General features: G+C 47.4%; 22 protein-coding genes. 15 read left to right on the top strand and 7 right to left on the bottom strand.

Annotation, left to right across the window (positions count from 1 at the left end):
- Positions 1-6: 6 nt before the first annotated feature.
- A complete protein-coding gene (locus tag QUE60_RS08960) occupies positions 7-402 on the bottom strand; it encodes a c-type cytochrome (RefSeq protein ID WP_286225393.1) in 396 nt (131 codons plus the stop codon).
- Between the two features lie 60 nt (positions 403-462).
- Here QUE60_RS08960 and QUE60_RS08955 point away from each other — a divergent pair, with 60 nt between their 5' ends.
- Entirely contained in the window at positions 463-825 is a 363-nt protein-coding gene (locus QUE60_RS08955) for a hypothetical protein (protein ID WP_286223689.1), read from the top strand.
- A gap of 124 nt (positions 826-949) precedes the next feature.
- On the top strand, positions 950-1,234 hold the full coding sequence (locus tag QUE60_RS08950) for an HU family DNA-binding protein (RefSeq protein WP_108509234.1): 285 nt from the start codon (positions 950-952) through the stop codon (positions 1,232-1,234).
- 64 nt (positions 1,235-1,298) lie between these two features.
- Here QUE60_RS08950 and rodA read toward each other — a convergent pair whose 3' ends face one another.
- Genes rodA through QUE60_RS08925 form a run of 5 tightly spaced genes read right to left on the bottom strand, consistent with a single transcriptional unit; the run spans position 1,299 to position 6,850 of the window.
- The gene (rodA, locus tag QUE60_RS08945) at positions 1,299-2,450 is read right to left on the bottom strand and encodes a rod shape-determining protein RodA (protein WP_286225391.1); all 1,152 of its coding nucleotides are present in this window, start codon (positions 2,448-2,450) and stop codon (positions 1,299-1,301) included.
- Complete coding sequence (gene mrdA / locus QUE60_RS08940; protein ID WP_286226786.1) at positions 2,432-4,342, bottom strand: penicillin-binding protein 2; 1,911 nt, start codon at positions 4,340-4,342, stop codon at positions 2,432-2,434. The genes rodA and mrdA overlap by 19 nt, the downstream gene beginning before the upstream one ends.
- A 5-nt stretch (positions 4,343-4,347) precedes the next feature.
- The gene (mreD, locus tag QUE60_RS08935; RefSeq protein ID WP_286226785.1) at positions 4,348-4,872 is read right to left on the bottom strand and encodes a rod shape-determining protein MreD; all 525 of its coding nucleotides are present in this window, start codon (positions 4,870-4,872) and stop codon (positions 4,348-4,350) included.
- Positions 4,869-5,783: a rod shape-determining protein MreC gene (mreC, locus tag QUE60_RS08930; protein WP_286223685.1), complete on the bottom strand. Its 915-nt coding sequence runs from the start codon at positions 5,781-5,783 to the stop codon at positions 4,869-4,871. Before mreC ends, mreD begins: the two co-directional genes overlap by 4 nt.
- A 23-nt stretch (positions 5,784-5,806) precedes the next feature.
- Entirely contained in the window at positions 5,807-6,850 is a 1,044-nt protein-coding gene (locus QUE60_RS08925) for a rod shape-determining protein (protein WP_108509229.1), read from the bottom strand.
- A gap of 62 nt (positions 6,851-6,912) precedes the next feature.
- Here QUE60_RS08925 and gatC point away from each other — a divergent pair, with 62 nt between their 5' ends.
- The 13 genes from gatC to QUE60_RS08860 all read left to right on the top strand — a co-directional run bounded on the left by gatC (position 6,913) and on the right by QUE60_RS08860 (position 19,398).
- Complete coding sequence (gatC, locus tag QUE60_RS08920) at positions 6,913-7,206, top strand: Asp-tRNA(Asn)/Glu-tRNA(Gln) amidotransferase subunit GatC (protein WP_286225388.1); 294 nt, start codon at positions 6,913-6,915, stop codon at positions 7,204-7,206.
- Positions 7,203-8,714 (top strand): Asp-tRNA(Asn)/Glu-tRNA(Gln) amidotransferase subunit GatA, encoded by a 1,512-nt coding sequence (gene gatA, locus QUE60_RS08915; protein ID WP_286226784.1) that lies wholly within the window; start codon positions 7,203-7,205, stop codon positions 8,712-8,714. The genes gatC and gatA overlap by 4 nt, the downstream gene beginning before the upstream one ends.
- Positions 8,711-10,186, top strand: a complete 1,476-nt coding sequence (gatB, locus tag QUE60_RS08910) for an Asp-tRNA(Asn)/Glu-tRNA(Gln) amidotransferase subunit GatB (protein ID WP_286226783.1) — start codon at positions 8,711-8,713, stop codon at positions 10,184-10,186. The genes gatA and gatB overlap by 4 nt, the downstream gene beginning before the upstream one ends.
- A gap of 8 nt (positions 10,187-10,194) precedes the next feature.
- Positions 10,195-10,833, top strand: a complete 639-nt coding sequence (locus QUE60_RS08905; RefSeq protein WP_286223681.1) for a DUF484 family protein — start codon at positions 10,195-10,197, stop codon at positions 10,831-10,833.
- Positions 10,834-10,854: 21 nt separating this feature from the next.
- On the top strand, positions 10,855-11,811 hold the full coding sequence (locus QUE60_RS08900; protein WP_286226782.1) for a tyrosine recombinase XerC: 957 nt from the start codon (positions 10,855-10,857) through the stop codon (positions 11,809-11,811).
- Positions 11,808-13,016: a class I SAM-dependent rRNA methyltransferase gene (locus QUE60_RS08895; RefSeq protein WP_286226781.1), complete on the top strand. Its 1,209-nt coding sequence runs from the start codon at positions 11,808-11,810 to the stop codon at positions 13,014-13,016. Before QUE60_RS08900 ends, QUE60_RS08895 begins: the two co-directional genes overlap by 4 nt.
- Before the next feature lie 46 nt (positions 13,017-13,062).
- On the top strand, positions 13,063-14,115 hold the full coding sequence (locus QUE60_RS08890) for a CobW family GTP-binding protein (protein WP_286223678.1): 1,053 nt from the start codon (positions 13,063-13,065) through the stop codon (positions 14,113-14,115).
- 184 nt (positions 14,116-14,299) lie between these two features.
- A complete protein-coding gene (dksA, locus tag QUE60_RS08885; protein ID WP_286226780.1) occupies positions 14,300-14,785 on the top strand; it encodes an RNA polymerase-binding protein DksA in 486 nt (161 codons plus the stop codon).
- Between the two features lie 14 nt (positions 14,786-14,799).
- Entirely contained in the window at positions 14,800-15,705 is a 906-nt protein-coding gene (argB, locus tag QUE60_RS08880) for an acetylglutamate kinase (protein WP_108509220.1), read from the top strand.
- A gap of 10 nt (positions 15,706-15,715) precedes the next feature.
- On the top strand, positions 15,716-16,369 hold the full coding sequence (slmA, locus tag QUE60_RS08875) for a nucleoid occlusion factor SlmA (protein ID WP_286223676.1): 654 nt from the start codon (positions 15,716-15,718) through the stop codon (positions 16,367-16,369).
- Positions 16,366-17,508: a homoserine O-succinyltransferase MetX gene (metX, locus tag QUE60_RS08870; RefSeq protein ID WP_286226779.1), complete on the top strand. Its 1,143-nt coding sequence runs from the start codon at positions 16,366-16,368 to the stop codon at positions 17,506-17,508. The genes slmA and metX overlap by 4 nt, the downstream gene beginning before the upstream one ends.
- Complete coding sequence (gene metW, locus QUE60_RS08865) at positions 17,499-18,086, top strand: methionine biosynthesis protein MetW (protein WP_286223674.1); 588 nt, start codon at positions 17,499-17,501, stop codon at positions 18,084-18,086. Before metX ends, metW begins: the two co-directional genes overlap by 10 nt.
- Positions 18,073-19,398 (top strand): AmpG family muropeptide MFS transporter, encoded by a 1,326-nt coding sequence (locus tag QUE60_RS08860; RefSeq protein WP_286223673.1) that lies wholly within the window; start codon positions 18,073-18,075, stop codon positions 19,396-19,398. The genes metW and QUE60_RS08860 overlap by 14 nt, the downstream gene beginning before the upstream one ends.
- Here QUE60_RS08860 and QUE60_RS08855 read toward each other — a convergent pair.
- A complete protein-coding gene (locus QUE60_RS08855; protein WP_286226778.1) occupies positions 19,370-20,152 on the bottom strand; it encodes an exodeoxyribonuclease III in 783 nt (260 codons plus the stop codon). The two genes, QUE60_RS08860 and QUE60_RS08855, sit on opposite strands and share 29 nt — an antisense overlap.

Genomic DNA, 20,152 nt, shown 5'->3' with positions numbered 1-20,152 from the left:
CGATTCCTATTTACGAAGCTGTGCCTGTCGACGTTGGATTTCCGCATCGATTTTTTTCAACATGGCATCATCTGGATTATTCCAGTTTGCACCCGCCTGATTGGCCATATAGACAACCGATGCCGCAAAATCACTGGCGCTCAAATCCGGCTTCCCCCCCTTGGCGGGCATGCCACGAACCCCAACGTAGCCATGGGCCGTAATCTGAACCTGACCTTCTTTAATTAGCTTTGCCCATTTTGCTTTGTCGCCCAGCCTCGGAGCCCCCGCCACTCCGGGAGTATGACAGCTGGCGCAAACTTGCTGATAAGTCGACTCACCCGTGTTGGCCAATGAGACACCTGGAAATATAAGCAAGGTGCTGACGCTAAATAAATACGAAGCTGTAATGGGGCGCATCATGAACTCATCCTCTTTGGTCAATTTAATCCAGTAAGATAGCTTTTTAATTCAGTAACTTATATGGCACGTTTCTTTCGATCACTCCTTATTTTAATTCTGATTGGCGGCGTTTTAACTGCCGGCTATACCTATTTAATGCTTCATTGGAGCTATGCGGAGGGCGAACGAGCCGGCTATGTGCAAAAGTTCTCTAAACGGGGCTGGCTCTGTAAGACCTGGGAAGGCGAGTTAGCGATGGTCTCGATGCCAGGAACCATGTCTGAAAAGTTCTTCTTTTCGGTGCGTGATGATGCCGTTGCCAATAAGATTAACGCCAATATGGGGCGTAAAGTTGCATTGCAGTATGAGCAGCACGTTGGTTTACCGACGAATTGTTTTGCAGAAACCCAGTATTTTGTCGTTGACTTGGTCGTTTTGGATTAGTCATATCCTAAAAGGCTCCGCGGCCAATTTTTTTCAAAAGATTATTTATTTTTATAACATTTTGTGTTTACAATTGCGTCAGCGCATGTGCGCGACACAATGAACAATCAACAAGGAGCTTCACTTGAATAAAGCAGACTTAATCGCAGCAATTGCTGACGATGCCGAGATTTCTAAAGCAAAAGCAGAGTACGCATTGAATTCTGCTATTGAGCACATCATCAAAGCAGTAACCAAAGGTGACTCGGTGCAATTAATTGGTTTTGGAACATTTGCTTCTGGCAAACGTGCTGCTCGCATGGGCCGCAATCCAAAAACTGGTGAGCCTCTCAAAATTGCCGCTTCCAAGACTGTGAAGTTTTCTGCTGGCAAGGCATTTAAAGACGCTGTGAATAAGCGTAAAAAGTAATCGAGAGCAATCTCTTATCAACCCAGCTTCGGCTGGGTTTTTTATTGCCGTTTTTTGTTACTACTTAGCTTTGTACGAGTCGTCGATGGCGATGAATGCTCATCAAGATACCAGCCCCAAACCCAAGCGTGACAAGGGCTGTGCCGCCATAGCTAAGGAGCGGGAGGGGGACGCCTACTACGGGTAGGAGTCCAGTGACCATGCCGATATTGACAAAGGCATAGGTGAAAAAGATCATGCTGATAGCGCCTCCCAAGAGGCGCGTAAACAAAGTAGGTGCATTGACTGAGATCGCCAAGCCACGCTTAATCAGTGCAAAAAAGAGTAGGATCAAAAGAACATTGCCAAGAAATCCAAACTCTTCAGCAAAAACGGCAAACACAAAGTCAGTATGTTTTTCAGGAATAAACTCCAAATGAGATTGAGTTCCTTCGCGCCAGCCTTTGCCAAAAAACCCACCAGCACCAACCGCAATGACGGCCTGAATGGTATGAAAGCCCTTTCCAAGGGGATCGCTTGATGGGTCTAGCAATGTACAAACCCTATTTTTTTGATACTCCCGAATCAATGGCCAATTGACGTCAGGAGCACAAATGCTGCCACTAAATACAACTAGTAAAAGAATCGCAATTGTGCCAATCGCCACCACAGGAATGATCCAACGCCAAGGAAGGCCCGCCAAAATAATCACATAAAGGCCAGAGGCAAGCACCAACAAAGAGGTTCCTAAATCAGGTTGACGGGCAATCAAAAATACTGGTAAGGCCAACAATAGCGCTGCCACTAAATAATCAAACCCCGAACGAATGCCCTCGCGTTTCTGGAAATACCAGGCGAGCATCAGCGGTACCGCGATCTTCATGATCTCGGATGGCTGAATCACAATACCAACATTAATCCAGCGCCTTGCCCCCTTTTTAACCAATCCAAAAAGAGCAACAGCAATTAGCAGAGCAATGCCAATGCCGTATACCCAAATCGCAGCTATCTCTAGCCATTTGGGCGGAATCTGTGAAACCAGCCACATAATCACAAAGGCAATTAGCAGGTTGCGGACCTGATCGATAAGCGCTACGGGCGTTCCCTGGCCTGCCGATAAAAAGACAAAGAAACTAATTAGGGCAAGGGCTAAGAAAATGAGGCCCAGACGAGGATCAAAACCACTAAAGGCTTGCGAGAGTAATAATTTGAGTCGGACTAAGGCACTCTTTTCCATTCCGGAATCTCCTTAGGCCATTTACCATCGATGTAGTAATCAAGTGCTTTACGAGCAATCGGCGCGGCTTGCGTAGAGCCAAAGCCCGCATTTTCAACGATCATTGCAATGGCAATTTTGGGTTTGTCGTTAGGCGCGTATGCCACGAATAAAGCATGGTCGCGCAGAAACTCAGGGGTTGAGGCATGGTTATACTTTTTTGAGTTCAAACTGAAGACTTGGGCCGTTCCCGTTTTGCCACCGGAGGTGTAGGCCGCGCCACGGAATGATGCTGCTGATGTACCCGTTTTATTGGTTTCCGCCATTGCCTTTTTGATGATTTCAACATTTTCGGGTTTGAGGGTAATGCGATAACTTTCTTTGGGTGTTGTGAGTTCTTTTTGGCGTGTAAATGGATCTTCAATCGCCTTTGCAATGTGAGGCTTCATCACGACACCGTAGTTGAGCATATTGGCGAGTCCGTGCGCTAATTGCAAAATCGTAAACGCGTTATATCCCTGCCCAATTCCGAGTGAGATGGTTTCGCCTTCGAACCACTTTTGTTGTTCAGGCTTCTTAAAAGCAGTTTTTTTCCATTCCGTCGACGGTAATACGCCTTTTGCTTCTCCTTCCAGGTCAATTCCTGTAAGCTGACCAAAGCCAAATGGCTTCATAAAATCATGCATCATGTTGACGCCCATGTCGCGCGCTAACAGGTAGTAGTAGGTATCGCAAGACTCCACTAGAGATTTCTCCATATTCACCATCCCATGACCACCCACCTTAATATCACGAAAGGTATTATTGCCAAATGTAAAAAACCCTGGATCGGCAATCGCATCTTCAGGCTTGCGCTTATTGAGCTCAAGGGCCGCGAGTGCCATAAAGGGCTTATAGGTTGATGCGGGAGGATAAATTCCTTTCAAAGGTCGGTTATAGAGCGGCTTTTCCTTGGATTCATTCAATTCCTTCCAAGTCACAGGATCAATGCCTTCGACAAAATCATTGGGATTGAAATTCGGTTTTGAAACGAAGGCGAGAATATCGCCCGTTTCAGGTTCAATGGCGACAAATGCCCCACGATAGTTACCGTAAAGCTGTTCAACCAAGGCTTGCAATTTAATGTCAATCGACAGAATGACGTTTTTGCCAGGGATGGATGGCCTACTTGATAGAGTGCGCACAGGCTTCCCACCAGCGGTGATTTCAACCTCGTCGTAGCCTGGAACGCCGCGTAAGACCCTTTCATACGTTTGTTCAATGCCAATCTTCCCAACATATTGAATGCCAGGCAAGAACGCGCCTTGAAGCGCATAAGGGTCTTGACTGCCTTTCGTAGCCTCAAGCTCATTTTGCATCCGCTCCTTATCTTTTTGTGAGACTCGCCCAATGTATCCAATCAGATGGGAGGCTAATTCGTTGTATGGGTATTCACGAAAATTACGTGCACTGACATCGACACCCGGAAAGCGATAGCGATTTGCTAGAAATCGAGCCATCTCAGCTTCAGTCAACATGGAGCGTAATGGAAAAGTACCCATGTTTCGAGAATCTTCCAAGGCGCGCTTAAAGTTGCGACGATCTCTTGGGCTAATCTGAATAATCTCAGATAGTTGATTAATTAAATCATCAACATTTCCTTTAATTTGAGAGGCGTCCACCTCTAGCGTTAGCGCTGAATAATTACGTCCAATCACAATGCCATTGCGATCAATCAGTAAGCCACGATTAGCGGGAACTGGGACAATCGCAATCCGATTACTCTCAGCAAGCGTTGAATATTGCTGGTGACTAACAATTTGTAACCAAAATAAGCGGACGACGAGTAAGCCAAAACAGACGCCTACGAAGATGATTGCGATCCGCGCTCGCTCCTGAAACGAATAGAGATCGGGTTTTTTAATTGAGGACATGCAGCTTATAGAGGTCGATGTGGGTCGACATCAATCGGTCGTCGTTGCGGCAAGAGCAAAAGATAGCTGGCGAGAGGCCAAAGCAAGGCCTCAATGGCCGCTTGGATAAGGCTTGTAAGCCCCCACCAATAGATTTGCTCATTTAGAGCCCAAAGCACAAGGACTGGAAAAACAGACACTAAAGCAAAGATAGGAAATACATTCAGGATTTGAGTGGTCACAGGCAAAGCAGTAATGCGGTGATGCCAGGCAATTGCAATGTATGCCACCAGAGAGTAACTAAAGGCATGAACCCCGAGCAAGGCCCCGCTATGAATATCCATCACCAATCCAAATACAAATGCGGTAATCACGCCAACAAAGCGATGCTGATGAATATTCCAAAATACAATGCAAATAATGAGCCAGTCTGGAACCCACGCATGATTGCCCCACGGTAAAAAATTCAGCAACAGCGCGATGACTAAGCTAAAGTAAATGAAGGGTGGCTTGACTGGACGAAGAATGTAGCCGCTCTGATAATCAATCATAACTGGCCCTTTGGTCGCGTTTGTCGTCGACCGGTCGATGACGGTGCATTACTGTTAGACGCTGGCTTGGCGTCTAACTGCGGATCGTAGATTAAGGCAAGTGCTTGGAGGTGACGATTGACCTCAGCAATCGGACTACAGAAGACATTTGCTGAGTTTTGATCAAGGTTGCGCTCGATCTTGGTAATTACTGCCACCGCAAACCCTGGGGGATATACCCCATCAACCCCTGACGTTAAAAGAATGTCGCCCACTTCCAGATCGCTGGCTACGGGTAAGTAACGGAGTTGCAATAATTGACCACGTCCGCTTCCAACCACCGCAGCGCGAAGCCCATTGCGAGCGACAAGAACGGGGACTGCAAAATCACGATCTTCCAATAAAGATACTTCGGCCGAATTGTCATACAGACGAACCACTTGACCGAGAATGCCCATGTCATTGGCAATGGGTGAGCCTAATCGAAGGCCTTGGTTTTCACCCCGATTGATCACGACGCGTTGTGAGACGGGGTTGGGTGGATTAAATAAAATTTCCACAGGGACAGTTTTGAACGCCACCTTTTTTTGTAAATCTAAGAGGCTGCGAAGATTTTGATTTTCAATCGCCAGAAGTGCGGATTGATTGGCTAGCAGGGAGAGTTCTGCTTGTCGTAACTTGAGAGCCTCATTTTCTTTTTCAAGCGTGCTGCGACTTGTTAAATAGTCACTACCTCCTGAAATCATCGAGCCAGGCAGGAGCATTAGCTGCTCCAATGGACGTAGAACAACGCTGACTTGATTGCGAATAAAGTCCAGCGATTTGATCTGAAAATCAATAATCATCAGTGCCAGGCTAATTACAAGGCACGCAATTAATTTGGCAAGCGCTGGAATGCCTTGCTTGAAAAGTGGTGGGGCGCTATATTGCACAGCCCGCTCCGGCGCTTAGCCGCCTATTCTTGTGAGAACACTCCACCTAATTTATCCATGCGCTCTAATGCAATGCCGCAACCACGAGCAACACAGGTCAAAGGATCTTCTGCGACATGGATTGGCAAGCCTGTTTCTTCCATCAAAAGGCGATCGAGGTCACGTAGCAAGGCACCACCGCCAGTGAGCATAATGCCGCGTTCAGCAATATCGGCAGCTAGCTCAGGCGGAGTTTGCTCAAGAGCTGCTTTTACCGCTGTCACAATTTGATTGAGTGGATCAGTTAATGCTTCTAGGATCTCATTGCTGGTCACAGTAAAGCTACGGGGAATACCTTCTGAGATATTGCGACCTTTGATTTCTAGCTCTTTAACTTCTGCACCCGGGAAGGCTGAACCGATTGCTTTTTTAACTGCTTCAGCCGTTTGTTCGCCAATCAGCATCCCATAGTTGCGTCGGATGTAATTCGTAATTGCTTCATCGAACTTATCTCCACCAACCCGAACCGAACCTTTGTAAACGACGCCACCTAAGGACATCACACCCACTTCGGTGGTTCCGCCACCGATGTCAACCACCATGGATCCTGCAGCTTCAGAAACTGGCAGCCCTGCACCAATGGCAGCTGCCATTGGCTCTTCAATCAGAAATACTTGAGAAGCTCCTGCACCTAAAGCTGACTCACGAATCGCACGACGCTCAACCTGTGTTGAACCGCAGGGCACACAAATAATGATTCGAGGGCTGGGTTTTAATAGCTTGCTCTCGTGAACCATTTTGATAAATTGCTTGAGCATTTGTTCGGTAATAGTGAAATCTGCAATCACACCATCTTTCATAGGGCGAATTGCTTCGATGTTTCCAGGCACTCGACCCAACATGCTTTTTGCTTCACGACCCACCGCCAAAATGGTTTTTTTGGCATTTGGGCCACCCTCTTGGCGGATCGCAACCACCGAGGGCTCATCAAGCACAATGCCCTTATCACGCATGTAAATTAAGGTGTTTGCGGTACCTAGATCAATGGCTAGGTCATTGGAAAAATAGCTACGAAAGAGACCAAACATAATGTAAGTGGGAAAATAGAAATATTAATTAGCTCAAAGATGAAATGATACTCTAGCACCCCATGGATATAAATGAAGTTCACCGTATAGCGAAGCTCTCGCGCCTGGAGTTAAGCGCCTCAGAAGCCGAGGTAGTGCTGCCACAATTAGAGGCCGTTTTTGCTCTCGTCGAACAAATGCAAGCGGTCAATACTGAGCAGATTGAGCCTTTGCCCCACCCCATTTTGTTTATAGAAGATTTGGCTCAGCCTTTGAGGGCCGACGCATGCACCGAGGCAAATACGCGGGAACAGAATATGGCGAACGCACCCGCCCAAGCCGAGGGTTACTTTTTGGTCCCGAGGGTGATCGAATGAATTGGCAGCACCAAACCCTAAAAAGCTTATCTAAGTCATTGATTAGTAAGGAAATATCCAGCCTAGAGTTATGTGAATTTTTTCTGGGGCGGATGACAAAATATCAGCATCTAAATGCCTACCTTGATGTTTTGCCAGATCAGACGCGAGCGCAGGCCAGACGTGCTGATCAGTTGATATCACAAGGGGTTACTGGCCCCTTAACCGGAATCCCGATTGCCCATAAAGATGTCTTTGTTACCAAAGAATGGGCCACCACAGCCGCCTCAAAAATGTTGGCAGGCTATAAAAGCCCTTTTGATGCAGCCGTGGTGGCAAGTTTGGGCTTGCCAGACGCAGATAATCCAAAGGCTGCAGGAATGGTGTGCCTAGGCAAAACCAATATGGATGAATTTGCAATGGGTTCCTCCAATGAGAACTCAGCATTTGGGCCGGCACTTAATCCTTGGAATACACAGCGGGTTGCTGGTGGTTCTTCAGGCGGCTCAGCGGTCGCAGTTGCCGCAGGTTTGGCGCCGATTGCGACGGGAACCGATACCGGTGGATCGATCCGCCAGCCCGCTGCTTTTTGTGGCCTGACCGGCATCAAGCCAACCTATGGACGTGTTTCACGATACGGCATGATTGCTTACGCCTCCTCATTGGATCAGGCGGGCCCAATTGGAAAAACTGCCGAGGATTGCGCCCTATTACTAAGCGCGATGTCGACGCACGATCCGCGCGATTCAACATCCCTTGCTGATAGCGGCGAAGACTATGGGCGTTTTCTCAATCAAGCTTGGTCGGGCGAAGATTCTAAAAAACCCTTAACTGGTCTAAGAATTGGTTTGCCAAAAGAATTCTTTGCCGAAGGCCTTTCGCACGATGTAGCGCAAGCGGTTCTAGCTGCTAAAGAGGTGCTTCAGTCTTTGGGCGCTGCTGTTTGCGAAGTGAGTTTGCCAAAAACTAAGCTATCAATCCCGGTGTATTACGTTTTAGCTCCCGCTGAAGCGTCGAGTAACTTGAGTCGTTACGACGGGGTGCGTTATGGTCATCGCGCGAGCGAGTACTCTGATTTATTAGAGATGTATCAACGTTCCCGTAGTGAGGGTTTTGGTGCGGAAGTGAAGCGACGGATCTTAATTGGTAGTTATGTCTTATCGCACGGTTATTACGACGCTTACTATCTGCAAGCCCAGAAGATTCGTCGCATCATCGCAGCAGATTTTGCACAGGCCTTTACTCAGTGTGATGTGATTTTGGGGCCAGTAGCTCCAGATGTTGCTTGGGGTCTGGGTGAAAAGACGAAAGATCCCTTACAGATGTACCTTGAGGATATATACACTTTGTCAGCGAATTTGGCGGGTTTGCCAGCGATGAGTGCGCCCTGCGGATTCTCAAGCGCTGGATTGCCAATTGGTATGCAATTGATTGGAAATTATTTCTCTGAGGCTCGACTATTGCAAGTTGCGCACCAGTATCAGCAAGCAAGCGATTGGCATTTGCGCAAACCCGAAGGGATTGCATGATGAAGTGGGAAATTGTCATCGGACTTGAAACGCATACGCAACTGTTAACCCATTCCAAGATATTTAGTGGGGCGAGTACGCAATTTGGGGCTCAGCCAAATACGCAAGCATGTGCAGTTGATTTAGCGTTACCGGGAGTATTACCCGTTCTTAATCGTCAAGCAGTTGAGCACGCGATTCGCTTTGGCTTGGCGATTGGTGCCCAGATTTCTCCGCGCAGTATTTTTGCCCGTAAAAATTATTTTTATCCTGATCTGCCTAAAGGCTATCAAATCAGTCAATATGAGATACCAGTAGTCGTCGGTGGACAAATTGAAATCGTTGTCGATGGCCAGACAAAGGTGGTTGAGTTAACGCGAGCCCACTTAGAGGAAGATGCTGGTAAATCCGTTCACGAGAACTTTGTTGGCCCTCATGGCGAACCAGCTAGCGGGATTGATTTAAATAGAGCCGGCACTCCTCTTTTAGAAATTGTGACTGAGCCCGTAATGCGCAGTGCTGCTGAGGCGGTTGCTTATGCCAAAGCCCTTCATGCATTAGTGGTGTGGTTAGGGGTATGCGATGGCAATATGCAAGAAGGCTCGTTTCGATGCGATGCCAATGTATCGGTGCGGCCCATGGGACAGAGTGAATTCGGGACACGTTGCGAGATAAAGAATTTAAATTCCTTCCGATTCTTAGAGGAAGCCATTCAGTATGAAGTGCGTCGCCAAATTGAATTGATTGAAGATGGCGGTACGGTCATTCAGGAGACACGTTTATATGACCCTGATCTTCAGGAAACGCGCAGCATGCGCAGTAAAGAAGATGCACAAGATTATCGGTATTTCCCAGACCCTGATTTATTACCGCTCGTCATTCATTCGGATTGGATTGAAGAAATTCGTGCTGGTATGCCAGCATTACCAGCCACGCTACGCGCGCAATGGCAATCTGAATATGGACTAAGCCCTTATGATAGTCAGATCCTCAGCCAGGATCGAGCCACAGCCGATTTATTTATGGAGCTGGTCCGCCGTTTAGGCGCAAAACATGCAAAGACCATTGCGAACTTCATTGCAGGTGATTTGGCCTCGGCGTTAAATCGCTCGAATTTATCTGCTCATGAATTACCAATTGATATTGCTCAGATCGAGGCGCTACTTAATCGTTCTTTAGACGGAACGATTTCCAACAAGATTGCAAAAGAGATATTCATCTTCATTTGGGAAGATGCGCTTGCCAATAAACCGGCCATCTCAATTGATGAAATCATTGAGCAACGGGGATTAAAGCAAATTACCGATATTGGCGCCCTTGAGGCGCTTATTGATGGGGTATTGCAGGCCAATCTAAAATCCGTTGAGGAGTTTAAGTCTGGCAAAGAGAAAGCCTTTAACGCTTTAATTGGGCAGGTGATGAAAGCCTCACAAGGTAAAGCAAACCCTCAGCAACTCAATGAGTTATTGCGTAAGAAATTACAAAATGGATAGGAAATGTGATGAGTGCTCCAGAGCTTAGTCAGGATGAACAAGAAGCCTTAGTGGCCCAATGGCTAAAAGCTTGCCCAGGTTTTTTTGAGCGTCATGCTGAAGTGTTGCAAGAGGTTCGCCTAAAAGATCCCAACAGCGATCGAGCCATCTCCTTGCAAGAGCGGCAAATGCATTTGTTACGTTCACAAAATCAAGAACTCAACTCCCGCTTAAACGAAATGCTGCGTTTTGGCAGTCGCAATGATAAGACCCAAGTAGCAATGGTTGCTTGGTTACAAAAGCTGATTGAAGCGCAAGATAGCCAGCAAGTAAGTAGCGCAATTGAGAGTGGCCTTTCCTCTGTCTTTGAGGTCGAGGTTTGTAAAGTATTGCCAATCGATTCTGCGTTTGAGGCATTGCTAGAACGCCCCATTTGCCAGTCCTTCGCGAAATGCCCAGATGTATTTAAAGAAAAGCTAGCCCATTTACAGGCCGATGATGATTGGCAGAGCGTTGCGATATTAGCAATACCATTGGAGCAAAATCGCTTTGCTGGCTTAGCCCTTCTTAGTAAAGACGGTGAACGTTTTACAGAGGATATGGGCGTGTTTTATTTAAGACAAATTGCTGGTTTGGCTGCAGCAGCGTTGCGGCGGGTTGCCGGTTAAGCTCAAGATAAGTAAACGATTGTGGACACTCTCTCGGCAAAGATCGAGGCTTACCTAAATAACTTGCATGTTGTGCGGCAATTATCAGTTCATACGATTAAAGCGTATCGCGCCGATTTAAAAATTCTCTGCGAGAGTGCGCAAGCCGAGAAGTGTGCGATCGATGAAATAAATCATGCGCTCATTCGTCGTTGGACTGCAATACTTCATGCGAAGGGATTGTCTGCGCGATCGATTGCTCGGGTTTTATCAGCATGGCGCGGTTTTTATGACTGGCTCCTGTTGGAATGTAAAGGTCAGCTCGAACTAGGATCAAATCCGGTCGCTGATATCAAGGCTCCCAAACGCAGTAAGTTACTGCCAAAGGCATTATCGGTAGAACAAGCACTAGCCCTCATTGAGTTTGCTGCCAAGGAGGCGGCTGAAAACGACAATTGGGAACTGAGTCGTGATCATGCTTTGATCGAACTTTTGTACTCATCAGGCTTGCGCCTCTCAGAGCTCCTAGGCTTAGATAGTGAGCCCAGTCGAGATTCTTTGGGTTGGATTGATTGGACTGCAAGTGAGGTTTCGGTTCTTGGTAAGGGCAATAAGCGCAGAACCATTCCAGTTGGAAAGCCTGCCATGGCAGCGCTACAGCGTTGGAAATCGCAACGCGCTTTATTAACGTTGCAGGATCAGCAAGCTTTATTTGTATCTATTGTGGGTAAGCGGCTTGCGCCACGAACCGTTCAGGCCCGTTTGCGATCAATGGCTATTCGTGCCGGTTTGCCGACTCATGTGCACCCACATATGATGCGCCACAGCTTTGCCAGCCATGTTCTGCAATCGTCCCATGACTTGCGAGCCGTACAAGAAATGCTGGGTCACGCGAGTATTGCCAGTACGCAAATTTATACTGCGCTGGATTTTCAGCATCTAGCAAAAGCCTATGACAATGCTCACCCCCGCGCCAAAGTGAAGAGTAATAAAGCGTGAACTACAACATCATCCTTGAGGCCGGGAAAGAGCGGCCCATTGTGCGCAGGCACCCTTGGGTCTATGGCACTGCAATCAAGCGGGTTGATGGAAAGCCAAAAGCGGGCGCAACAGTTCAGATCCTTAGTCAAGATGGTCGTTGGATTGCTAAGGGAGCCTACAGTCCGCTCTCGAAGATCCGTGTGCGCGTTTGGTCATGGAATGAAACCGAAGCCATCGATCATGCCTTCTTCAAGCGCAAAATTAGTACCGCAATACAGCATCGGCAGCAATGGATAAAGGGCACAAATGCAATTCGATTAATTGCTGGCGAGGCCGATGGATTGCCTGGTCTGATTGTTGACCAATATGACCGCGTAATTGTTTGTCAATTTCTAAGTGCAGGTGTGGAATATTGGCGAGATGCCATCATCAGCGCCTTACAAGAGCAAACCCAGTGCTCTTTGATGGTCGAGCGATCGGATGCTACAGTGCGAGCCCGAGAGGGATTGCCAGAGCAGAGCGGTATTTTGGTTGGGGAGCATGATGGCGAGCTCGTTTTGGTCAATGAGCATGGAGTTCAGTATGGCATCGATGTACTCGGAGGGCATAAGACGGGTTTTTATATTGACCAGCGCGATAACCGTAAGATGGTCTCTGAGCATGCAAGCAATCGCCGGGTGCTCAATATGTTTTGTTACACCGGCGGCTTCTCTTTGGCTGCTTTGCAAGGAGGGGCAAAGAGTGTCATGTCAGTTGATTCCTCCGGCGATGCACTGGCTTTGGCACAGCGTCAAATGATAATGAATGGTTATTCTTCGGAATTGGCCACCTGGCATGATGCCGATGCCTTTGCTACCCTTCGAGAATTGCGGGGCGCCCAGGAAAAATTTGATTTAATCGTCTTGGACCCCCCAAAGTTTGCCCCATCGGCTCAGCATCTTGAGCGTGCCCTAAAGGCTTATAAAGAAATTAATCGCGCTGCCTTGCAATTACTCAATCCGGGCGGCTTGCTATTCACATTTTCCTGCTCGGGCGCTGTTAGCCTCGAGCATTTTGAGCAAATGATCGCTTCATCCGTTAATGAGGCCTTGGCACATATGCAAGATCAAGAAACAAATTATCGGATCCTGCGGCGTTTGGCAGCGGGAGTGGATCACCCAGTTCTGGCTAGTTTTCCGGAAGGGGAGTATCTCAAGGGATTGCTGCTCCAGCGTACCCAATAATCGGTAAGATAGCTCTTTATCCATTCTTTTTAGAAATGACATCACGATGGCATTAATACCAGTAACGATTCTCACGGGATTTTTAGGTAGCGGTAAGACCACTTTGTTAAAACACATTTTGACTGGTGAGCATGGCAAAAAAATTGCGGTGATCGAAAACGAGTTTGGTGAAGAGAATATCGATAACGATATTCTGGTTCAAGATACGCAAGAGCAAATCGTGCAAATGAGCAATGGCTGTGTCTGTTGTTCGATCCGTGGCGATTTGGTTGAGGCCTTAAATCAGTTGTGGGAGCAGCGCAAGAGTAAAAAAATTCAGTTTGACCAGGTTGTCATTGAAACGACTGGTGTGGCAAATCCTGGTCCGGTTGCGCAAACGTTTTTTATTGATGATGACATTGCGAATCATTACGTGTTAGATGCCGTTGTTACGCTGGTCGATGCTAAGCACGGACAGAAACAACTCAACGAGCACGAGGAAGTGCAGCGCCAAGTTGGCTTTGCCGATCGCATCTTTATTACTAAAACAGACCTTGCAGGCCCAGAAGAAATTGCGGCTCTAAAAAATCGGTTGATGCATATGAACCCGAGAGCACCTATCCAAACAATTACAAAGGGTGTTGTGCCGCTCGATTCCGTCTTGGATTTGCGGGGATTTAATTTAAACGCGAAGCTTGATATTGACCCCCATTTTTTGGAAGAGGATGATCACGACCATAGCGAGTGCGGTCATGATCACCACCATGATCATGAGCATCACCATGACCATGGCCACAATCATCACAATCACCATGGTCATACCGATCGGATTCAATCATTTGTTTTTAAGAGCGACAAACCCTTTGATCACCGCAAGTTAGAGGACTTCTTAGGAGGGGTCTTGTCTGTGTTTGGGGAGAAGATGTTGCGCTACAAAGGCGTCTTGTATGTGAAGGGCTCGGCCCGCAAAGTGGTTCTTCAGGGCGTTCATGAAATGATGGGTAGTGATTTGGCTGGCCCATGGGGGGCGGAGCCCAAACAAACTCGGATGGTATTTATTGGGATTGATCTACCAAAAGATACTTTGCTGGCCGGATTAGAAGGCTGCTTGGCTAACTAATTGAATTAATTGGATTACTGTACAATGCGCCGCCACGGTCGTAATTAAAAAGCCATTGAAACTTTTATAGAAAGCGTAATAATGCACCCTTGAAAGTGCAATTAGGCCACTTTTAGTAGTAACCCTGATTGGCGATTTTGCTCTAGGGTTTAAGGTGTTGATTATTTGGAACGAAGGAAAAACGATGACGACAAAAGAAGCGAGTACCAAAGCGAAGTCTGCTGAGTCCAGCAAGAAAGCTTCTGGATCGTCCGCTAAGGGCGCCCCCCTAACTGAGGCTGAATTACTAAAGATGTCTGAAAAGGACTACATGAATGCTGCTCAGCTGGAGTTCTTTCGTACTAAATTGCAGACGCTCAAAGAAGATATCTTGAAGCATGCGAGTGAAACGACCGAGCACTTACGTGAAAACATACTGGTCCCCGATCCTGCTGATCGGGCGACGATTGAAGAGGAGCACGCGTTAGAGCTTCGAACCCGGGATCGTGAGCGTAAGCTCTTAAAGAAAGTTGAGCAAGCGTTGGCAAGGATTGAGTCGGGTGACTATGGATGGTGCGAAGAAACCGGTGAGGCGATTGGCTTATCGCGCCTAATTGCCCGTCCAACCGCTAATCTCTCACTCGAGGCTCAAGAGCGTCGTGAGCTGCGCCAAAAGTTATTTGGTGAATAGGATTTCTATTCATCATGACTAAAGCAGTACCAACACTCGCTGACATCCCCCCATTATTGAAGGCCGAGATTCTGGCCGAGGCCTTGCCTTATATTCGGCAATACCATGGCAAAACCATTGTGATTAAGTACGGCGGCAACGCCATGGTTGAAGAGCGTCTCAAAGAGAGTTTTGCGCGCGATGTGATTTTGCTAAAACTAGTTGGTATGAACCCTGTTGTCGTTCATGGTGGCGGCCCTCAAATTGATGAGGCCCTCAAGAAAATTGGTAAGACCGGCACCTTTATTCAGGGAATGCGGGTTACGGATGAGGAGACCATGGAAGTGGTTGAGTGGGTGTTGGGCGGCGAAGTGCAGCAGGACATCGTGATGTTAATTAATCATTTTGGCGGTCAAGCGGTTGGTCTAACTGGCAAAGATGGCGGTTTGATTCATGCCAAGAAAATGATGGTGCCTAATGAGCAAACCCCCTCTGGTGCCCCAATCGATCTCGGCTTTGTCGGTGAAATCGAATCGATTAATCCGGCCGTGGTGAAAGCCTTACAAGATGACGCCTTTATTCCCGTAATTTCACCGATTGGCTTTAGTGAAGAGGGTCAGGCCTACAACATCAACGCGGACCTAGTTGCGGGCAAAATGGCCGAAATCCTCAAAGCTGAGAAATTGGTGATGATGACCAACATACCGGGCGTCATGGATAAATCAGGTAAGCTCTTGACCGATTTAAGTGCGCGCGAGATCGATGCGCTCTTTGCAGACGGTACGATTTCAGGGGGCATGCTACCCAAAATTTCATCTGCGTTAGATGCCGCCAAGAGCGGCGTCAACTCGGTTCATATTATTGATGGGCGTATTGAGCACTCTCTACTCTTAGAAATTCTGACCGAACAAGCTTTTGGTACCATGATACGTTCTAGATAAAAAATAAATCATGAACAGTAGCGGTAGCCCCCTTCATCAAGAATCAGCTTCTGAGGTTAGCGGGGGCGATACCAAGACGCGTAAGCGCCCACGCCCGGGCGAGCGTCGTTTACAAATTCTGCAAATTTTGGCCGAGATGTTGCAAAACCCAAGTGGGGATCGCGTCACCACAGCCGCTTTGGCTGCCAAGATTGGTGTTTCAGAGGCTGCTCTCTATCGACATTTTGCTAGTAAGGCGCAAATGTTTGAGGGATTAATAGCATTTATCGAGCAAACCATTTTTGGACTGATTAATCAGATCAATCAAAAAGAGGAATTGGGCATTGCACAAGTGAAGGGGATGGTGCAAATGCTCTTGGTTTTTGCTGAGAAAAATCCTGGTATGGTGCGCGTTTTATTGGGCGACGCATTGCTGCAGGAAGACGAGCGGCTACAAGAGCGTATCAATCAAGTTTTGGATCGCGTCGAAACATCCTTAAAGCAATCATTGCGGATTGCACAGAGTCAACATCAGGATGGAGCTGTTACCGATACGGCTGGCTTGCAGTCTGCGCTTCTGATGAGTTATGTGGTTGGTCGCTGGCATCGCTTTGCTCGAAGTGGTTTTAAGAAGTTACCCAGCGAAGGAATTGAGCCAAGCCTACGAATTCTGCTGACTGCATGAGTGAGTTGTATCTTTCAAAGAAAACCTATCATTTTGATGCACCGCTGAGGTTGCAAAGCGGGGCTAGCATTGGTCAATACGATTTAGTCGTTGAGACTTATGGACGGCTGAATGTAAATGCAAGCAATGCGGTTCTAATTTGCCATGCGCTCAATGCATCGCATCACGTTGCAGGCATTGATCCAGACAGTGCCAATGAGTTGGGTTGGTGGGACAACATGGTTGGACCTGGCAAGCCAGTCGATACCAATCACTTTTTTGTGATTGGGGTAAATAATCTAGGCTCATGTTTTGGCTCAACGGGCCCGATGAGCATTAACCCACAAACCAATGAACCCTATGGGGCTCGCTTTCCAGTGCTCACCGTTGAGGATTGGGTTAACGCACAAGCACGTTTAGCCGATCAGATGGGGATTGAGAAGTTTGCGGCGGTTATGGGGGGCAGTTTAGGTGGTATGCAGGCCATGTCATGGGCGATCCAATATCCAGAGCGTGTTGCCCATTGTGTGGTTATTGCCTCGACGCCAAAGCTTAGTGCACAAAATATCGCATTTAATGAGGTTGCGCGCAATGCAATTTTGTCAGACCCTGATTTTTATGGCGGCGATTATTACAAGCATGGCGTCGTTCCCAAGCGAGGCTTGCGCTTAGCGCGGATGGTGGGACATATTACTTATCTATCAGACGATGATATGGCTGAAAAGTTTGGGCGTGATTTGCAGCGCTTAGCTGGCGCGCCAGACGAATATCGTTTTAGTTTTGATGTGGAGTTTGCCGTTGAGAGTTATTTGCGGCATCAGGGCGATAAGTTCTCGGGATATTTTGATGCCAATACGTATTTGCTAATTACGCGTGCGCTAGACTATTTTGATCCAGCAAAACGTCATCAGGGGGACTTGAGTCAAGCCCTAGCGCATGCTCAAGCTAAATTTTTAGTCATCAGTTTTTCAACGGACTGGCGGTTTTCACCTGATCGTAGTCGCGAAATCGTGCAAGCTCTACTCAACAACAAAGCAGATGTGAGCTATGCTGAAATTGATGCACCGCATGGACATGATGCATTCTTACTTAATGATGAGCGCTACCATCGCCTAGTGCGAGCCTATTTTGCGACGATGGCGGGGGCGCAATGCAATTAAGATCTGATTTTGATGCGATCGCTAATTGGGTTGAAACGAACAGCTCTTTACTAGACTTGGGTTGTGGTGATGGATCGTTCCTCGAGTTCATTCGTACAAAGCGTCAAGCGATTACTTATGGTGTTGAAATTAAAGATAGCGCGGTATTGGCGTGTGTGGAAAAGGGCTTAAACGTAATCCAGCAGGATTTAGAAGGTGGTTTAGCGCTTTTCAAGGATCAAAGCTTTGATACTGTTGTGCTGTCTCAAACTCTACAGACGATCCATCAAACCGAGCGAATCTTGCGTGAGGTGGTGCGGGTTGGAAAGCAATGCGTTGTATCTTTCCCAAACTTTGGACACTGGTCACACCGCTATGCAGTCGCGCTTGGTCGCATGCCTGTTTCGAAATCCTTGCCCTATGAGTGGTTCAATACCCCCAATGTACGAGTTCTGACCATTGCTGATTTTGAAGCCTTGGCACACAAATTAGGAATTGAGATTTTGGGGCGGGTTGTTTTGCATCATGGCAAGACAGTCCACTGGTTACCTAATTTATTTGGTAGCTTAGCAATCTACCGCGTGCGTGGAGCCAAATAGCATTCGCTCGTGGTTCAGTGATTTACGGGTCTATTTTGAGTGGCCTAGTATTCGTATTTTCTTTTTAGGATTCTCGGCCGGTCTTCCACTTCTCTTAGTATTGGGCACCTTAAGTTTTCGTTTAAGGGAGCTTGGCATTGATCGCAGCACCATTGGCTATTTATCGTGGGTGGGTCTGTTCTATGCTGGTAAATGGCTCTGGGCTCCCTTAGTGGACCGGGTACCAATTCCTGGGGTTACAAAATACTTAGGGCGTCGGCGCAGTTGGTTGCTATTCGCTCAAGCGCTCATCATGATTGGTCTAGTCGGTATGGCCATGAACGATCCTAAACAAGATTTACAGATCATTATTTGGTTTGCATTGTTGGTTGCCTTTGCTTCAGCCACACAAGATATTGCACTGGATGCCTTTCGGATCGAGTCGGCCAAGCCAGAGTACCAGGCTGCTTTAGCAGCGAGTTATCAAACGGGCTATCGCTTAGCCATGATTTGGGCAGGAGCTGGAGCATTGTGGCTGGCGGCCCGTGCTGAAGAAAGCACCAGCCTCTACTTTGCCAACGCTTGGCAATTTGCGTATTTGGTAATGGCATTGTCGATGGGCGTTGGTGTGATCACCACTTTACTAAGCCCTGAGCCCCAAATGGTTCAGCTACCCAAAGCGCGTACCACAGGCGAGTGGTTGCACCAAACCCTGATTCAGCCATTTGCAGATTTTATTGGCCGCTACCGCTGGCATGCTCTTTTGATTCTGGCACTGATTGCGGTCTACCGCATCAGTGATGTTGTGATGGGGATTATGGCGAACCCGTTTTATGTGGATATGGGCTATACCAAGGATGAGGTGGCGGCAGTCACTAAAGTATTTGGGGTCATCATGACCCTATTGGGCGCATTTATTGGTGGGGTTCTGGCGCTGCGTTTTGGAGTGATGCGCATTCTGTTTTTAGGAGCCATTCTCTCGGCGGCCAGCAATTTTCTTTTTGCATGGCTCAGTACGCGAGGCCATGATCTGACCGGTTTAGTTTGGGTGATCTCAGCCGATAATCTGAGCTCCGGCATTGCGTCAGCTGCGTTTATCGCCTACCTTTCTTCATTAACCAATGTGCAATATTCAGCAACGCAATACGCATTATTTAGTTCGATGATGCTGTTGCTGCCAAAATGGCTGGCAGGATTTTCTGGGGTGTATGTCGATCGCTTTGGCTATGAGAGCTTTTTTATTTCAACCGCATTGATTGGTATCCCAGTACTCATCTTGATTGGAATCGCGATTCGGATGCAGGCTAAAGTTTCCAGTCATATTCAATCGTAAGCGGCGCATGGTCTGAGAAGCGCTGTTTTTTATAAACACTCGCCTTCTTAGCGGATTTGCCAAACTCTGGTGTGGCGATTTGATAATCAATGCGCCATCCAACATTATTGGTATACGCTTGGCCGCGCTGACTCCACCAGGTATAACAAGTGTCACTCGCATGAGGCTCGAGATGTCGATAGACGTCCATATAGCCTTCTTCGGTAAACAGTCTGGTTAGCCAAGCGCGCTCTTCCGGTAAGAACCCAGAATTTTTTAAATTACCTTTCCAGTTTTTAAGATCAATCTCTTGATGCGCAATGTTGACATCCCCGCACAAAACAATTTGCCGCCCTTTGTTTCGAAGTTTGATGAGGTGGGGTAAAAACGCATCTAGAAAACGAAATTTAGCCTCTTGTCGTTCAGGAGAACTTGAGCCAGAAGGCATGTAGACCGAGACCACTGACAGGGAGCCTATCGAGATCTCGACATAGCGCCCTTCGGCATCAAATTCAGGGTTACCAAAACCAATTTGTAAGTCATCGATGGGATGAGGGGTGAAGATCCCGGAGCCACTATACCCTTTTTTCTCGGCGTAATGGAAATAGGTATTTAGTCCATCGGGTGAGAGGATTGTGCTTTCTAGGTCAGCTTCTTGAGCCTTGAGTTCTTGGACACAGATAAAATCAGCACGCTGATCCTGCATCCACTCCATAAAGCCTTTTTTGGCTGCTGAGCGAATACCATTGATATTGGCAGAAATGATGCGTAACAT

Origin of the sequence: Polynucleobacter sp. HIN11, assembly GCF_030297675.1 — a bacterium.
Taxonomy (GTDB): domain Bacteria; phylum Pseudomonadota; class Gammaproteobacteria; order Burkholderiales; family Burkholderiaceae; genus Polynucleobacter.
The sequence above is the reverse complement of the archived record's forward strand: the minus strand, read 5'-3'. Positions and strand labels throughout refer to the sequence as shown.

Bases quoted from the DNA above. Each gene is read 5' to 3' on its own strand.
- QUE60_RS08960 (WP_286225393.1), bottom strand. From the start codon at position 402: ATGATGCGCCCCATTACAGCTTCGTATTTATTTAGCGTCAGCACCTTG.
- QUE60_RS08955 (WP_286223689.1), top strand. From the start codon at position 463: ATGGCACGTTTCTTTCGATCACTCCTTATTTTAATTCTGATTGGCGGC.
- rodA (WP_286225391.1), bottom strand. From the start codon at position 2,450: ATGGAAAAGAGTGCCTTAGTCCGACTCAAATTATTACTCTCGCAAGCC.
- mrdA (WP_286226786.1), bottom strand. From the start codon at position 4,342: ATGTCCTCAATTAAAAAACCCGATCTCTATTCGTTTCAGGAGCGAGCG.
- mreD (WP_286226785.1), bottom strand. From the start codon at position 4,872: ATGATTGATTATCAGAGCGGCTACATTCTTCGTCCAGTCAAGCCACCC.
- QUE60_RS08925 (WP_108509229.1), bottom strand. From the start codon at position 6,850: ATGTTTGGTCTCTTTCGTAGCTATTTTTCCAATGACCTAGCCATTGAT.
- gatC (WP_286225388.1), top strand. From the start codon at position 6,913: ATGGATATAAATGAAGTTCACCGTATAGCGAAGCTCTCGCGCCTGGAG.
- gatA (WP_286226784.1), top strand. From the start codon at position 7,203: ATGAATTGGCAGCACCAAACCCTAAAAAGCTTATCTAAGTCATTGATT.
- gatB (WP_286226783.1), top strand. From the start codon at position 8,711: ATGATGAAGTGGGAAATTGTCATCGGACTTGAAACGCATACGCAACTG.
- QUE60_RS08905 (WP_286223681.1), top strand. From the start codon at position 10,195: ATGAGTGCTCCAGAGCTTAGTCAGGATGAACAAGAAGCCTTAGTGGCC.
- QUE60_RS08890 (WP_286223678.1), top strand. From the start codon at position 13,063: ATGGCATTAATACCAGTAACGATTCTCACGGGATTTTTAGGTAGCGGT.
- dksA (WP_286226780.1), top strand. From the start codon at position 14,300: ATGACGACAAAAGAAGCGAGTACCAAAGCGAAGTCTGCTGAGTCCAGC.
- argB (WP_108509220.1), top strand. From the start codon at position 14,800: ATGACTAAAGCAGTACCAACACTCGCTGACATCCCCCCATTATTGAAG.
- slmA (WP_286223676.1), top strand. From the start codon at position 15,716: ATGAACAGTAGCGGTAGCCCCCTTCATCAAGAATCAGCTTCTGAGGTT.
- metX (WP_286226779.1), top strand. From the start codon at position 16,366: ATGAGTGAGTTGTATCTTTCAAAGAAAACCTATCATTTTGATGCACCG.
- metW (WP_286223674.1), top strand. From the start codon at position 17,499: ATGCAATTAAGATCTGATTTTGATGCGATCGCTAATTGGGTTGAAACG.
- QUE60_RS08855 (WP_286226778.1), bottom strand. From the start codon at position 20,152: ATGTTACGCATCATTTCTGCCAATATCAATGGTATTCGCTCAGCAGCC.